Below are 13,920 nucleotides of genomic sequence, written 5' to 3' on the forward strand. Positions count from 1 at the left end.
GAATAACAGAAGAATCTGCTCATCGATTGGTGGAGTGCCACCTATAATAAAGAGGCAGCAATATTACCAGTCCTTACAGGATGTTGCATAAGGTCGCTGAATCCTTGAGGGAAATCTGTCAACTATTATTGACAATATCAAAAGCTATTTTGGCCTAAAAAAAGTATTTGGTGCGTTATCACAGTTCAGCTAGGCAGAAAATAATAGGAGATTACGTTTGTCTTACGAATATTGAGCAGAGAAGGAAGTGCAGAATATTTTCTGGAAATAAATATCAATCTAAATTATAATGGAAAAGAAAACCATACTTTATAGAGAAGAGAATTCCATTATGATTGATCTCCACACCCATTTTCTCCCCGGCGCCGATGGCTGCGTCGCCACCGCCAAAGAAAGCCTGTCTATTTTGAAAAGTGCCGCAGCCCTGGGCTTTACGGATATTGTGCTGTCGGTCTGTTATCTGCCCCATTTGGGGTATACCCAAAACGTGGCAGAAAATGCAGCGGTCCAGAGAACGTTGCAGGAGATGGTGGATACCGCTGGACTGCATCTGCACCTTCACCCGGGAAATGAAATACTATTTGATAATGCACTACTTAACCGTATCGGGGATAGCGCCTTCTGCCCTCTGGGGACCGGAAAGGTCTTTCTAACGGAGCTGCCCGGGGATGATTCTGTGCTGATATCGCTTTTGGAGCGGGGCTATACCCCGCTGCTGGCCAACCCAGAGCGTTACGAAGCCATCCAGCGTTCCCCGGAAAAACTGGCCCATTACCGCCGCCTGGGAATGATGGCCCAGGGAAGCCTGTTAAGCTTGGCGGATCATTATGGGAGTGCCGCCCGAAAGACCCTGATCCAGCTGCTAAAGGCGGGCGAGATTGACTGCCTGGCCACGGGTGCCCGGGATGGATCGGCCTATACCCAGTTTGATGAGCTGGCACAACGTGCCCGGAGCATTGTGGGGGAGCAAAAATTTGAGGCGTTGATGACGACGGTTCCGGCACGACTGCTCGGAATAAGCCCCTTTAAGGAAAGGGATGGTACCATCGACGGGATGGCATCCACAGTTCAGCCTGAAGCCGCCCCGCTTCCGGTGAAGTAAAGGCCAGCCGCCCCTTATGTACGGCGGCGATGCGGCGGACAAGGGTGAGGCCGGTGCCGTGGGGTGCCAGACCGTCGGGGCTTTTCCCACGGGTTGGTGGGGCAGTACCCAGTTGGGCCAGCTGGGAAGGGGTGAGGCCGGGCCAGGCGTTGGTCACGGTAAAGATCACCTGGCGTCTACGGGTGGTCAGGCCCAGAGTCAGAGTGTTTTCTGACCCGTGCCGAAGGGCGTTTTGAATCAGGTTGAGCAGCGCCCGGCGCAGCAGTGACGGATCCGCCCGGAGGATGAGCTTCTCGGCTTCAGCGGCGATGTTGATTTCCAGGGAGGAAGCCAGGCCGCTATTGAGGACTTCGGCACCTAGGGCGCGTAAAAGCGGGGCTGGTGCCACAGATTCCAGACCCAAGGGTTCCATGGCATAATCCAGGCGCATGGTCAGGTTTAAATCTGAAATCAGATCCCGGACATTTTGGCTGGCCGTCAGAATGGCATTAGCGTCCTGGGCCACCGGGCCACAAAGGGTAGAGTCTGTGGAGAGGGCCTCTGCCTTACCCATGATGATGGCAAGGGGTGTGCGAATATCATGGCTGATGCCGTCAATCCATCCAGATCGTGCGCGGTCTCTTTTTTTTTGCCCGTAATGGAGAATGAGGATGACCAGAAGGATGACCGAGATGAGCAGGGTGAAGAAAAAGGTTGGAATTCCCCGCTTTAACAGCTCCATAATGGCAATGGAGATGGTGAGGTTATATTTCCACTGCATCCCCGGGGGGCTACCAGCCACTAGAAGGCCATCCGCCCGATTCCACACCGTCACGGGGTAATCCCCCAGATACCAGTGGGTAAAGCTGGCCACATCCGATAGGGTGTAGTGATCGGGGATATCCTCGGGCTTGTTCTGGGACCAGATAATCTCCCCCTCATCGTTTATCAGAATGGCCCAGGCCGAGTATTCTGAAAGCAGGTCCTGACACTCCGGGGCCAGGGTATAGCCGCCGGCATCGGTGGTGAGTCCCTGGGACAAAAGGCGGATGGGGACTGCGGCAGCTCCCATGTCCTGATGGGTGAGATAGCCGGCGTAGCCTGCCAGGCCAAGAAAGGCCACCATAAAAAGCCCGAGGGAGAGGATGAGGGCCCCTGAAAAAATTCCGATTCCCCGGAGTAGATGTTTAATCATGACGATCCTCCACCACAAGCTTATAGCCCAGCCCCCGGACGGTTAAGAGTCGGGTGGGATGGGAGGGGTCCACCTCGATTTTTTTGCGCAGGCGGCGGATGTGGACCATTAGGGTGTTTTCGTAGCCGATGAGCTCCCCCTCCCAAAGGGTGGCGCAGAGGGCATCGATGGTGACGATTTTGCCGCTGTTCTCCCACAGCTTTTTCAAAAGGGCATACTCCTTGGCGGTGAGGCGTTCCTCACGGCCACCGTCATGGGTGATGGTGGCGCTGTCAAAATCCACCAGGATATTCTCCAGTCTCAGGTGATGGCCAGTGTCGGACCCGTACACCCGGCGAAAGACGGCGGCGATGCGCAGCTCCAGCTCCTTTAACAGAAAAGGCTTGGTAATATAGTCGTCAGCCCCCAAACCCAGGCCCTTCAGCCGGGCGGCATCCTCGTCCCGGGCGGAGAGGAAGAGCACCGGCAGGTCTGGCCGCACACGGCGCAGGGCACCAAAGAGGGAAAAACCATCGCCGTCGGGGAGCATGATATCTAAGAGCACGGCGTCCGGGGCGGCAGCGTTAAAAATATCCAGGGCCTGGGCACAGCAGGTGGCGGTGTCCACCTCATAACCGGCCTGGACGAGGTGCTTAGCCACCATCTGCCCCAAGGCGGGCTCATCGTCTACCAGTAATATCTTTCGTCCCATTTACCGTCCCTCCAATTCGTTAACATAAATCTATTATAATCCACAGGCCCCTTTAGACCAAGATGTCAGGGCCTTTTTTAATGTAAATGTCAGGATGCCGTCATGGAGGCGTAAGCCGGAGGTGGTAGAATTGAGGAAACGAAAAAAGAAAGAGGTACGCCGATGGATATTGTACAAACCCAGGATTTACGCAAGCGCTACGGTAAGGTAGACCGGGTGTGTGACTTAAGCCTCCATGTTCCGGAGAAAAAGGTCTATGGTTTCTTGGGTCCCAATGGGGCGGGAAAGACAACTACCCTTAAAATGATATTGGGACTCATCCACCCCAGCGATGGCGGGGTGACCCTCTTTGGGCAGCCCATGGATGGGAAAAACAGACTGTCCCTCCTCCGGGATGTGGGCAGTTTAATTGAAAGTCCCAGCTACTATGGGCATTTGACGGGTCTTGAGAATATGGTGGTGGCCGCCCGGATGCGGGGGCTGGGAATGGCAGAAATTGATGAGGCCCTGGGGGCCGTGCGCCTGTCCGAGGCCAAGGATCGCCGGGTGCGGGAATACAGCCTGGGCATGAAGCAGCGCCTGGGTCTGGCCATCGCCATTCTGGGGCGGCCCAAACTGCTGATTTTAGACGAGCCCACCAATGGCTTAGACCCCGCAGGCATCCAGGAAATCCGGGAGCTGATTATCAGCCTGCCGATACGCTACGGCATGACGGTTCTGATTTCCAGCCATTTGCTGTCGGAAATCGATCAAATGGCCGATGTGGTGGGAGTCATTAACGAGGGACAGCTGATTTTTGAGGACAAACTCTCTGCCCTCCACGCCCTTAGCCAGCAGGCATTGGCCATTCGTACCACGGACAACCACGCCGCCGGGGAGCTTCTGACGGCGGCAAAGGTGGCCTGGCAACGGTCTGAGGACTACCTGCTGCTCAATCGCCTAAGGGACGACAATGTGGCCCGGCTGAGCCAGATCCTGGTGGCCAAGGGCATCGGCCTTTTGCGCATAGAGGAACGCCAGAGCAGCTTAGAGGATATCTTCCTGCGCATTACCGGAGGGGCGGTGAGTCTGTGATGCTGTTCACCCTGGAATTTTATAAAAGCCGGCGGCGTCATCTCTTTCTGGTGGAGGGAGGCTTTCTTTTCGCCATTCTCTTTTACTTTGGTTTTGATATGGCCCGGATGGATCCCATTAATGGCTGGATGGATGTAATCTACACCGTTCCCATTTTGGATGCGCTATTCCTGCCCCTTACCCTGGCCCTGGTGGCCAGCCGTCTGTGTGAGGCGGAGCACAAGGGACAGACCTTTAAGTGGCTTTCGACCACCGCAAAGCCTGGGGCCATCTACGATGCCAAGTGGCTGTGCGGCGGGGTGCACGTACTCCTCGTGGTTGTCCTGCAAACCCTGTTCCTTCTGGTGATGGGCCTACTTTTAGGCTTTCCCCGGCCAGTACCCCTTGGCCCCCTGTTTGGTTACAGCGCATCGGTGCTGGTGGTAAGCCTGACCATCTACAGCCTACAATACGGCCTATCTATGGTCTTTGCCAACCAGATGATTCCCCTGGCGGTGGGAGTAGTGGGTAGCTTCATCGGTCTCTTCTCCCTGTATTTTCCCCAGGCGATCCAAAAGCTTTTGCCCTGGGGCTATTACGGCGTGCTGGCCGTGGTGGGAATGGATTGGAATCCGGCAACCCGTGTGATCCGCTATTATTGGGCGAGCTACGATTATCTGGGCCTGGCTCTGCTGGGACTATGGTTCCTTGCCATCTTTGGTGGATTCCGGGCGATCTTTGTCCGACAGGAGGTTTAAAAATGGGATTTAAACAGGCTTTTATGGCTGAAGGGGTTAAGTTTCGGCGCAGTCCGGTGTGGCTGGCCTTTGTGGTGATGTTGGTGCTCTCCGCCTTCATGGGGACCGTTAACTACCAGGCGAATGTGGCGGTCCTCACCCAGGGCTGGGTGAGCCTGTGGACCCAGCACACCCTTTTTTCCTGTGCAGTGTTTCTTCCGGCGGCCCTGGGGGTACTGTGTGCCTGGCAGTGGCGGTTAGAGCATACCGACCACAGCTGGAACCAGATTATGGCGGCGCCCCTTGGACTGGGGGCCATCTGGTGGGCGAAGCTGTGCTGGGCGGGGGTGATCGCTCTGGGAACGGCGGTTATAGTAGGGCTTTTTTATATTGTTGGTGGTGTCCTCATCGGTCTGCCCCTGGGGGATTTACCACCAGAGCTGCCGGGTTGGCTGTTTTTCGGATTTCTGGGCATGGTGGCCATTTGTGCCTGGGAGGAGTTTATTGCCATGGTGATCGGTATCTTTGCAGTGCCGGTGGCCATAGGTCTCTTCGGGGGAATTGTGGGGCTGTACATCACGGCCAAGGGCTTTGGCCTGTACTGGCCCTGGGCTTTGCTCAGTCTGGGAATGCGGGCCAATAATCCCAATCTGGAGCTGGCGGTGGCCCCTTTTGTCCTGCTGTGCCTTGTCTTTACTCTGATTCCAGGGGCTATTGCCCTGGGCGGTGCCAGAGTATGGGATGTGCGGTCGGAGTAAATGAATCCTAAATGGATTTATGATAGAATAATATCCCTTCTTTTGTAAGGAAGATAGGAACACGTTTAATGAAAATAAAAAATGGAGGGACAGCATGAAATTAGGGATTATACGGTGTGCACAGACAGAAGATTATTGTCCGGGGACAAGAGATTTTGCAGTGATCCGGGAAAGACAAGGAGCTTTTGCGGGGGTAACCGAGGAAATTGAAATCATTGGCTTTATTAATTGTGGGGGCTGCCCTGGGAAAAAGACCGTGCTGCGGGCCCGGGAGCTGGTAAAACGGGGGGCAGATACCATCGCCTTTGCCTCTTGTATCCAAAAGGGCATGCCCATTGGGTACCCCTGTCCCTTTGCGAAAAAGATGAAGGATGTGGTCCAGGCGGATTTGGGAGAATCCGTCCGATTTTTGGACCATACCCACTGAGGTTATCCAACTAAAAAAATACCCTTCGGTTTTCAAAACCAGAGGGTATTTTGGTTTAAAATAGGGCAAAGGGATGAGGCTGCGGCATCATGCGCTGTGGGGATAGACCTCTCCCTTAATCATGACATTGACGATGTTTAACTCCCGATCCAAGAGGACCACATTGGCCAGACAGCCTGGGGCAAGCTTCCCAAGCTGGGTCTCACCAATTCGGCGGGCGGGGTTTAAGGTGGCCGCCTGGACGGCTGTTTCCAGGGGAATACCGAAGGATACAGCCTGGCGGAGGCAATCCATGAGGTTGGTGGTGGAGCCGGCAATGGTGCCGCTCGAAAGGGTGGCCCGTCCGTTAACAACCTTGACAGGCTGTCCCCCCAGGCTGTAATCTCCATCGGCCAGTCCGGCAGCCCGCATGGTGTCGCTAATGAGGATCACCCGATCTGGGCCGAAGAGCTTAAAGGCCGCTCGGACCATGGAGGGATCGATGTGAATGCCGTCCGAGATCAGCTCCACCGTGGCATCCGGCTGATCAAAGGCGGCGCCAACCACACCGGTTTCCCGATGGCCAAAGGGTGGCATGGCATTGAAGAGATGGGTCACGTGGCAGGCTCCCACCTCGAAGGCCGTCCGGGCCGTGTCGTAATCCGCCGTGGTGTGGCCAAGGGCCAGGACGGTTTGACCTGCGGTGTGATGGATGAAATCCATGGCTCCGGGCAGCTCCGGGGCGATGGTCATTAAACGGATACTCCGGCCAGATGCTGCCATGAGGCGTTCAAACATTTTTCGGTTTGGCACTTGGAGGTAATCGGCGTTTTGGGCGCCCTTTTTTTCCTTGGAGAGAAAGGGGCCCTCCATATTGATGCCCAGGAGCATGGCACCGGACTTAGGCTTGTGGTCCCTGGCGTTGGAGAAAATATCCGACAGCTGGGCTTCGGGCAAGGTCATGGATGCCGGAGTAAAAGCGGTGATGCCGTTTTGGGCCTCGTACTGGGCAATGGTCGCTAAAGATTCTGGGGTGCCATCACAAAAATCTGCATCCATGGCGCCGTGAAGGTGAAGGTCAATGAGTCCAGGGATGGCATAAAGTCCCTGGGCATCCAGTACGGGATGGGATTTTGTCCCCGGGCCAGTGGCAATGATTGGCCCATCGATGACCAGGTCCTGCTGTTTAAAGCGGCTATCGGGGGTGAAGACCGCTGCGTTTTTAATGATCATGGTGGACTCGGTCAATAACGGTCATGGCGGCTTCATCGGCAACAACCATCAAGCCGGAATGAAGCTGGAGGATGGAAGCCGGGACCTGGGGGGTGATGGGGCCGTACAAGCTTTGATACAGGGCTTCCGCTTTGGTGGCACCACTGACCACCAGCAGAATGCGTTTGGCCTGCATGATCGCCTTGATTCCCAGGGTGAAGGCGTATTTTGGCATAGCTTCTATGGTGTCAAAATACCGGGCATTGGCGGCGATGGTACTCTCGGTTAAGGCCACACAATGGGTTTCCCGTTCAAAGGATTCACCGGGTTCATTAAAACCAATATGGCCATTCTGCCCCAAACCCAGGATTTGCAAATCGATCCCGCCGGATTCATGGAGAAGGGCGTTATACCGACGGCATTCCGCGGCATCGTCAGTGGCCATGCCATTGGGCAGTTGGGTATTGGTTTTGTCAATATTAATATGATTAAATAAATGGGTGTCCATGAAATAGCGGTAACTCTGGGGATGATCACCCTTCAGCCCCTTGTATTCATCCAAATTGATGGACTTTACCCTGGAAAAATCCAAATCGCCCTTATTATACCACTCCACCAGATGTTCATAAAGACCGATGGGGGTAGATCCTGTGGCCAGACCGAGGATACAGTTCGGTTTCATAATGACCTGGGCGGATACAATATTAGCAGCCTTGCGGCTGAGGGTTTTATAATTTTCTGCACGATAAAATTCCATAATAGCTCCCTTCATGGATAACAGTTTCCTATAGCATAGCGAAGAAGAGGGGGCTTTTCAATTGTTTTAGTAATACAGAAAGAACTTTCAGGCTGGGCTAAGAAAAAAGGTGAAAGAAGGGAGAAAATTTGTTATGATGGAACCAAGAGTCATGGATTGAGGTGTACACATGAAGGATTACAAAAAAACAGTGGTTCCGGTGATCGAAAAGGCCTATGGAGAGATGACCGCAGTGGAACGCAATATTGCGGATTTCTTCATCCATAATAATGAAGAAATGGATTTTTCAGCCAAGAGTATTGCCGCCCATCTCTTTGTTTCAGAGGCGTCCCTATCCCGCTTTGCTAAAAAATGTGGTTTTAAAGGGTATCGGGAATTTCTATATCACTACGACAGTACCTTTACAAAAAATGAGAAAACCATTGATGATTTGACCAAGGGGGTTCTCAATACCTATCAGGAACTCCTGAATAAAAGCTATGCCCTGGTGGATGAAAACCAGATGCGCCGCATCGCCCTGCGCTTAAGCAAAAGCCCCCGGGTCTTTGTTTATGGCATGGGGAGTTCAGGTTTGGCGGCCCAGGAGCTGAAAATGCGTTTTATGCGTCTTGGTCTGGATGTGGAGGCCATCGTCGATTCCCATATTATGAAAATGAATTCTGTTCTGGTGAATGAGCGGACGCTGGTCATCGGAATCAGCATCAAAGGAAAAACCCAGGAGGTGCTCAGCTCTTTAAAGGCAGCCAAAGCCCATGGAGCCAAAACCGTATTGATTACAGGAAATGCCGCTTCAGGACAGCATCAGTACTGCGATGAGCTTTTACCCATTGCCCTCACTAAAAATTTAGAAGGAGGGAGCATTATCTCTCCCCAGTTTCCCATTCAAATTATGGTCGATATTTTTTATGCGTTCTTTTTAAATACCGATTTTACAAATAAAACCGCTCTGCACACAGAGACCGTCGGAGCTTTGAAGAAATTGGCAGATTGAAAAAAATTGAATTGAAAGTCAGTGCAAATGCGCTGGCTTTTTTGTATGTGACGGTTTCTTAACTGGGCTGAAAGTTCTTTCTATAATGAACCGAAATATTGAAATTAAAAACAAACTTCGCTATACTGAGTGCAACAGAAATCAAACAGAGATGGAGAGCATTGAAATGAGTCAAGAAGACAGTTTAAACATAAAGGGACATTTGATTGTCTCCTGTCAGGCGTTGCCCAACGAACCGCTGCATTCTTCTTTTATTATGGGAAGAATGGCCCTGGCGGCTGCGGAAGGCGGGGCCTATGGTATTCGGGCCAACACACCTGAGGATATCGAAGAAATTAAAAAAAATGTGACACTGCCCGTTATTGGGATTGTCAAAAAAGATTACCCGGATAGTCCGGTGTATATTACACCAACCATGACCGAGGTGGATGTCTTGGTGGCAGCCGGGGCGGAGATTATCGCCATGGATGCTACGGTCAACCAACGACCGGGTGGATTGGATTTGGAAACATTTTTTAAAGAAGTGAAGCAGCGCTACCCCAATCAGCTATTCATGGCTGATTGTGCCACGGTAGACGAAGCGGTCGTTGCTGATGGTTTGGGTTTCGATTTTATCGGGACAACCCTGGTGGGGTATACCGCCCAGAGTATTGGGGATCGCATTGAGGCGGATGATTTTAAAATCATCCGGGAAATCTTAGAACACGTCAGCCACCCGGTGATTGCCGAGGGAAATATCGATACCACGGATAAAGCCGTGCGGGTGCTCGATTTAGGGTGCTATAGTGTGGTGGTGGGGTCCATCATTACCAGACCACAGCTCATTGCAAAGCGGTTTTCAGAACGTATTGAAAACCGGGACTGAGATTATTTTTTCGTTTTTTTAAGCCGACTGTGGCTTTGAGCAATAAAGAAATATAGGAGAGTTTTATTATGAAAGGTATTTATTCTGCATTATTAGCTTCTTTTGATGAACAAGGCAAGATTAACGCCCAGGGAATCCGGGAAATCGTTCGGCACAATATTGATGTGATGAAAATCGATGGTCTATATGTCGGGGGGAGCACGGGTGAAAACTTTATGCTTTCAACCGAAGAAAAGAAAGAAATTTTTGATATCGCCAAGGATGAAGCTGGGGATCAGGTCAAGCTCATTGCCCAGGTAGGGTCCATCAATGTTTATGAATCCATGGAGCTGGCGAAGTACGCCACCAAGCTGGGGTATGATGCCATCTCAGCGGTTACCCCTTTTTACTATAAGTTTAGCTTTGCGGAAATCAAGGAATACTACAATATGATTATGGAGGGCGTGGATAATGAGCTGATCATCTACTCCATTCCCTTCCTGACCGGTGTGGACATGAGTGTGGAACAATTTGCAGAGCTCTTTGAGAACCCCAAGATTATTGGTGTGAAGTTTACCGCCGCCGATTTCTTCCTGTTGGAACGGATGCGCAAGGCCTTCCCGGATAAGCTGATCTTTGCTGGCTTTGATGAGATGATGCTGTCTGCTGCGGTTCTGGATGTGGATGGTGCCATTGGTTCTACCTTCAATATTAATGGGATTCGGGCAAGACAGATCTTCGAGCTGGCTAAGGCAGGTAAGATTGATGAAGCCCGTGCCATTCAGCATGTGACCAATGATCTCATTGCCGCAGTTCTGGACAATGGCCTGTATCCCACCATTAAGTGTATCCTGGAAGAACAGGGTGTCCATGCGGGGTATTGCAGGAAACCCATGGCCAGTGCCACTGAGGAAACCCGGGCCAAAGCGGTGGAAATTTACAACACCTATATTAAATAAGGGAAAGTGGGGGAATTATTATGCAAGGTTTTACAATGATCGATTTGATCATTCTCATTGTGTATTTGGCAGCGGTGCTCATTATCGGGCTGGCCTTTGCCAAGAAGGATATGGAGGGGAAGGAGTTTTTCAGAGGGGATGGCACCATTCCCTGGTGGGTCACCTCAGTGTCTATCTTCGCCACGCTGTTAAGTCCTATTTCCTTCCTCTCCCTTGTGGGGAATTCCTATGCAGGGACATGGATTTTATGGTTTGCCCAACTGGGGATGCTTATTGCCATCCCGGTGACCATTCGATTCTTCCTGCCCATGTACAGCCGCCTGGATATCGATACGGCTTATGAGTATTTGCAGCTTCGCTTTAACAGCAAGGGACTGCGCATCCTCGGGGCCATTATGTTTATTATTTACCAGGTGGGTCGGATGTCCATCATTATGTACCTGCCATCCATGGTGCTGTCGAATCTCATTCACGTGGATGTGAATATCTTGATTGTGCTCATGGGGGTTGTCGCCATTATTTACTCCTATGCTGGCGGGATTAAATCCGTGCTATGGACTGACTTTATCCAGGGATGTGTGCTGATTGTAGGAGTTGTTTTCTCCCTTATTTACCTGGTTGCCAGTATTGACGGCGGGATGGGTGCCATTGCAACCACCTTGGCTAATGGGAAATTCCTATCGGATACCCAGGCCCTTATCGATCCCCAGATTTGGAAGGACAGCATTCTGATTATCTTAATTGGGGCAGGCTTCAATACCTTCTCATCCTATGTGTCCAGCCAGGATATTGTCCAGCGGTTTACGACCACCACGGATGTTAAAAAACTGAATAAGATGATGCTGACCAATGGGGCGCTGTCTATCTTTATTGCCACGGTATTTTACTTAATCGGAACCGGCCTTTATGTTTTTTATGGTCAGAATCCAAGCCTGGCTCAGACGGCCCAGCAGGACCAGATCTTTGGCTCCTTTATTGCTTATCAGCTGCCGGTGGGGATTACCGGAATTCTGCTGGCTGCCATTTATGCCGCATCCCAGTCCACATTGTCAACGGGGCTGAACTCTGTGGCTACCAGCTGGACCCTGGATATCCAGACCATGGTTTCCAAGAAATCCCTGAGCTTTAAAACCCAGACCCGCATTGCTCAATTTATTACCCTGGGAGTGGGTGTTCTGTCCATTGTTGTGGCGATTATCCTGGCCAACGGGGAAATTAAATCGGCCTACGAATGGTTCAATGGCTTTATGGGGTTGGTATTAGGGGTTCTGGGCGGCACCTTCGTCCTTGGCGCGTTCACCAAAAAAGCCACCAATGTGGGGGCCTATGTTGCCTTTGCAGTTTCTGCCATCCTGGTGGTTTTCCTAAAATACAGCGGAGCGGGCGTATCCATCTGGTCTTACTCCATTATCTCTATTTTGGTCTCCCTCATCGTGGGTTATGTGGCAAGCTTGATCCACCGGAAATTGGTTCCTGAACAACAAATCTGCGATGTCCGAACCACTATTTTTCATCACAAGGGAAAGAATATTGCCCTTGATGAGGAAAAGGCAGGTGAATAATTATGATCTTTGGACAACTTGACGGGGCTCATCCGTATGGCTTTTTAGACAAAGCCATTCAGAGATGTTTTGATTATTGCCGGGAAACGGATTTAAAGGCTCTGGCCTTAGGCTCCTACCCCATTGAGGATCAGGATATCTTTGTCAATATTGTCTCCTATGAAACGGGCACATCCCAAGACCGCAGCTGGGAAGCCCACCGGAAGTATCTGGATATCCATGTGATGCTGGATGGGACAGAAACCATTGAAATGGCCTTTATTTCAAAGATGGATCAGGGGACCTTCGACCCGGATGCCGATAACCTCCCTCTCACAGGGACGGCACAATGTGGCATATCCCTGATGCCCGGAGATTTTCTGATTTGCTATCCAGAGGATGGGCATAAGCCTGGGGTCTGCGTGTTGGATCCCCAGGTCATTAAGAAAGCGATTTTCAAGGTACGGATATGAAACCCTATCTCTGTATTGATATTGGAGGGACGGCCATTAAGCACGGACTATTCTCCGAGGATTTTAAGTGTATGGCTAAAAAGAAGGTGCCGACCCATAGTGCGGCAGGACCAGAGCCCGGTGTGTTAGAGCAGGTTTTCACCATTATAAAGGATTGGCAGGCCCAAACAGAAATTGAGGGGATTGCCATTTCCACGACTGGGATTGTCGACCCAAAAGCCGGCCAGATTATTTATGCCTCAGAGGTCATGCCGGGTTACACCGGGACAAAGCTGAAGGCACCTGTGGAGAACGTTTTCGATCTCCCCTGTATCGTTGAAAATGATGTGAATTGCATGGGGTTGGCTGAAGCCAACCTCGGGGCAGGCCGAAGTGCCCAAAGCTGTCTATGCATCACCGTGGGAACAGGCATTGGGGGATCTTTCATCTGTGGTGGCGAGATATTCCATGGCTTTAGTAACAGTGCCTGCGAGGTTGGTTATCTCCGGGTACCTGGTGGGGTTTATCAGGATTTAGCATCCACCAGTCAGCTGGTTAAAAAAATTGCCGAAGGGCGGGGGATCTCACCCTCCTCCATCAATGGCTTCCAAATTTTTGAAGAAGCCCGGGCAGGGGCCAAGGATTGCATCATCGCCATTGATGAAATGGTGGATATCCTGGCAGATGGTTTGGCCAACATGGTCTATCTCCTTAATCCAGAGATGGTCATCCTTGGTGGTGGTATTATGGAGCAGCGGGATTATATGGAACCCCGCATTCAGTCGGCTTTATCCAAACGGATCATCCCGGTGGTGTTTGATCAAACCCAGATCGCCCTGGCACAGCACGGCAATGATGCGGGTATGCTCGGTGCGCTGATGGTGCTTCTGCGTCAGTTAAAAGAATCGAGCGAAGGATAAAAAGGCTTCACTATACGGAGATGTAAAAAGAGAGGGTACCCATTACAGGATATCCCCTCTTTTTTACATGCGGTGTATTGATGGAATTTTTTGTGTTATTGTGCCTGGGGGGCACCAGTCTGGGTTTGCGTCACGATGCTCTCCATAATATCCATGGTCAGGGCGCTGCTGACATAGCCGTAGATATTCCCCTGGGAGTCGATCATATAGGTGGTGGGATAGGCGCTGATGCCATAGGGGATGGTGGCGGCGGTCCCCCCTTCATCCATGACCACCGGGAAGGTATAACCATTATCCGAGAGGAAAGACTTGATGTCCCCCGC

Annotated in this window: 16 protein-coding genes; 11 read left to right on the forward strand and 5 right to left on the reverse strand. The window is 51.6% G+C overall.

Features of this window, described 5'->3' with window-relative positions; genetic code table 11:
• Positions 1-331 precede the first annotated feature (331 nt).
• On the forward strand, positions 332-1,102 hold the full coding sequence (locus tag VB081_RS07060; RefSeq protein ID WP_323400125.1) for a CpsB/CapC family capsule biosynthesis tyrosine phosphatase: 771 nt from the start codon (positions 332-334) through the stop codon (positions 1,100-1,102).
• On the opposite strand, the gene VB081_RS07065 is transcribed toward VB081_RS07060, so the two are convergent.
• Both VB081_RS07065 and VB081_RS07070 read right to left on the reverse strand, forming a co-directional pair.
• On the reverse strand, positions 1,026-2,276 hold the full coding sequence (locus tag VB081_RS07065; RefSeq protein ID WP_323400126.1) for a sensor histidine kinase: 1,251 nt from the start codon (positions 2,274-2,276) through the stop codon (positions 1,026-1,028). The two genes, VB081_RS07060 and VB081_RS07065, sit on opposite strands and share 77 nt — an antisense overlap.
• On the reverse strand, positions 2,269-2,967 hold the full coding sequence (locus VB081_RS07070; RefSeq protein ID WP_090305678.1) for a response regulator transcription factor: 699 nt from the start codon (positions 2,965-2,967) through the stop codon (positions 2,269-2,271). The genes VB081_RS07065 and VB081_RS07070 overlap by 8 nt, the downstream gene beginning before the upstream one ends.
• A 162-nt stretch (positions 2,968-3,129) precedes the next feature.
• Between VB081_RS07070 and VB081_RS07075 the strand changes: the two genes are divergently transcribed.
• The 4 genes from VB081_RS07075 (at position 3,130) to VB081_RS07090 (ending at position 5,942) form a co-directional block, all read left to right on the forward strand.
• On the forward strand, positions 3,130-4,041 hold the full coding sequence (locus VB081_RS07075; protein ID WP_090305676.1) for an ABC transporter ATP-binding protein: 912 nt from the start codon (positions 3,130-3,132) through the stop codon (positions 4,039-4,041).
• On the forward strand, positions 4,041-4,778 hold the full coding sequence (locus VB081_RS07080; RefSeq protein WP_323400136.1) for an ABC transporter permease: 738 nt from the start codon (positions 4,041-4,043) through the stop codon (positions 4,776-4,778). Before VB081_RS07075 ends, VB081_RS07080 begins: the two co-directional genes overlap by 1 nt.
• 2 nt (positions 4,779-4,780) lie before the next feature.
• The gene (locus tag VB081_RS07085) at positions 4,781-5,515 is read left to right on the forward strand and encodes an ABC transporter permease (RefSeq protein ID WP_323400127.1); all 735 of its coding nucleotides are present in this window, start codon (positions 4,781-4,783) and stop codon (positions 5,513-5,515) included.
• A 94-nt stretch (positions 5,516-5,609) separates the two neighbouring features.
• Positions 5,610-5,942, forward strand: coding sequence for a CGGC domain-containing protein (locus VB081_RS07090; protein ID WP_323400128.1), 333 nt, complete (start codon positions 5,610-5,612; stop codon positions 5,940-5,942).
• Between the two features lie 87 nt (positions 5,943-6,029).
• Here VB081_RS07090 and nagA read toward each other — a convergent pair whose 3' ends face one another.
• Together nagA and nagB are read right to left on the reverse strand one after the other, a co-directional pair.
• A complete protein-coding gene (gene nagA / locus VB081_RS07095; protein WP_323400129.1) occupies positions 6,030-7,154 on the reverse strand; it encodes an N-acetylglucosamine-6-phosphate deacetylase in 1,125 nt (374 codons plus the stop codon).
• On the reverse strand, positions 7,144-7,890 hold the full coding sequence (gene nagB, locus VB081_RS07100; RefSeq protein WP_323400130.1) for a glucosamine-6-phosphate deaminase: 747 nt from the start codon (positions 7,888-7,890) through the stop codon (positions 7,144-7,146). The genes nagA and nagB overlap by 11 nt, the downstream gene beginning before the upstream one ends.
• Positions 7,891-8,059: 169 nt before the next feature.
• Between nagB and VB081_RS07105 the strand changes: the two genes are divergently transcribed.
• The 6 genes from VB081_RS07105 to VB081_RS07130 all read left to right on the forward strand — a co-directional run bounded on the left by VB081_RS07105 (position 8,060) and on the right by VB081_RS07130 (position 13,597).
• On the forward strand, positions 8,060-8,881 hold the full coding sequence (locus tag VB081_RS07105; protein WP_323400131.1) for a MurR/RpiR family transcriptional regulator: 822 nt from the start codon (positions 8,060-8,062) through the stop codon (positions 8,879-8,881).
• A gap of 166 nt (positions 8,882-9,047) precedes the next feature.
• Positions 9,048-9,746, forward strand: coding sequence for an N-acetylmannosamine-6-phosphate 2-epimerase (locus VB081_RS07110; protein WP_090305662.1), 699 nt, complete (start codon positions 9,048-9,050; stop codon positions 9,744-9,746).
• A 68-nt stretch (positions 9,747-9,814) separates the two neighbouring features.
• Positions 9,815-10,684 (forward strand): N-acetylneuraminate lyase, encoded by an 870-nt coding sequence (locus VB081_RS07115; RefSeq protein WP_090305660.1) that lies wholly within the window; start codon positions 9,815-9,817, stop codon positions 10,682-10,684.
• Between the two features lie 20 nt (positions 10,685-10,704).
• On the forward strand, positions 10,705-12,246 hold the full coding sequence (locus VB081_RS07120) for a sodium:solute symporter (protein WP_323400132.1): 1,542 nt from the start codon (positions 10,705-10,707) through the stop codon (positions 12,244-12,246).
• A gap of 2 nt (positions 12,247-12,248) precedes the next feature.
• Positions 12,249-12,698 (forward strand): YhcH/YjgK/YiaL family protein, encoded by a 450-nt coding sequence (locus VB081_RS07125; RefSeq protein ID WP_323400133.1) that lies wholly within the window; start codon positions 12,249-12,251, stop codon positions 12,696-12,698.
• Entirely contained in the window at positions 12,695-13,597 is a 903-nt protein-coding gene (locus tag VB081_RS07130) for an ROK family protein (RefSeq protein ID WP_323400134.1), read from the forward strand. The genes VB081_RS07125 and VB081_RS07130 overlap by 4 nt, the downstream gene beginning before the upstream one ends.
• Before the next feature lie 95 nt (positions 13,598-13,692).
• Here the strand turns inward: VB081_RS07130 and VB081_RS07135 are convergent.
• A partial coding sequence (locus tag VB081_RS07135) for a TlpA disulfide reductase family protein (RefSeq protein WP_323400135.1) occupies positions 13,693-13,920 on the reverse strand: 228 nt, incomplete at its 5' end.

Origin of the sequence: Christensenella sp. (genome assembly GCF_034927525.1) — a bacterium.
Taxonomy (GTDB): domain Bacteria; phylum Bacillota; class Clostridia; order Christensenellales; family Christensenellaceae; genus Christensenella.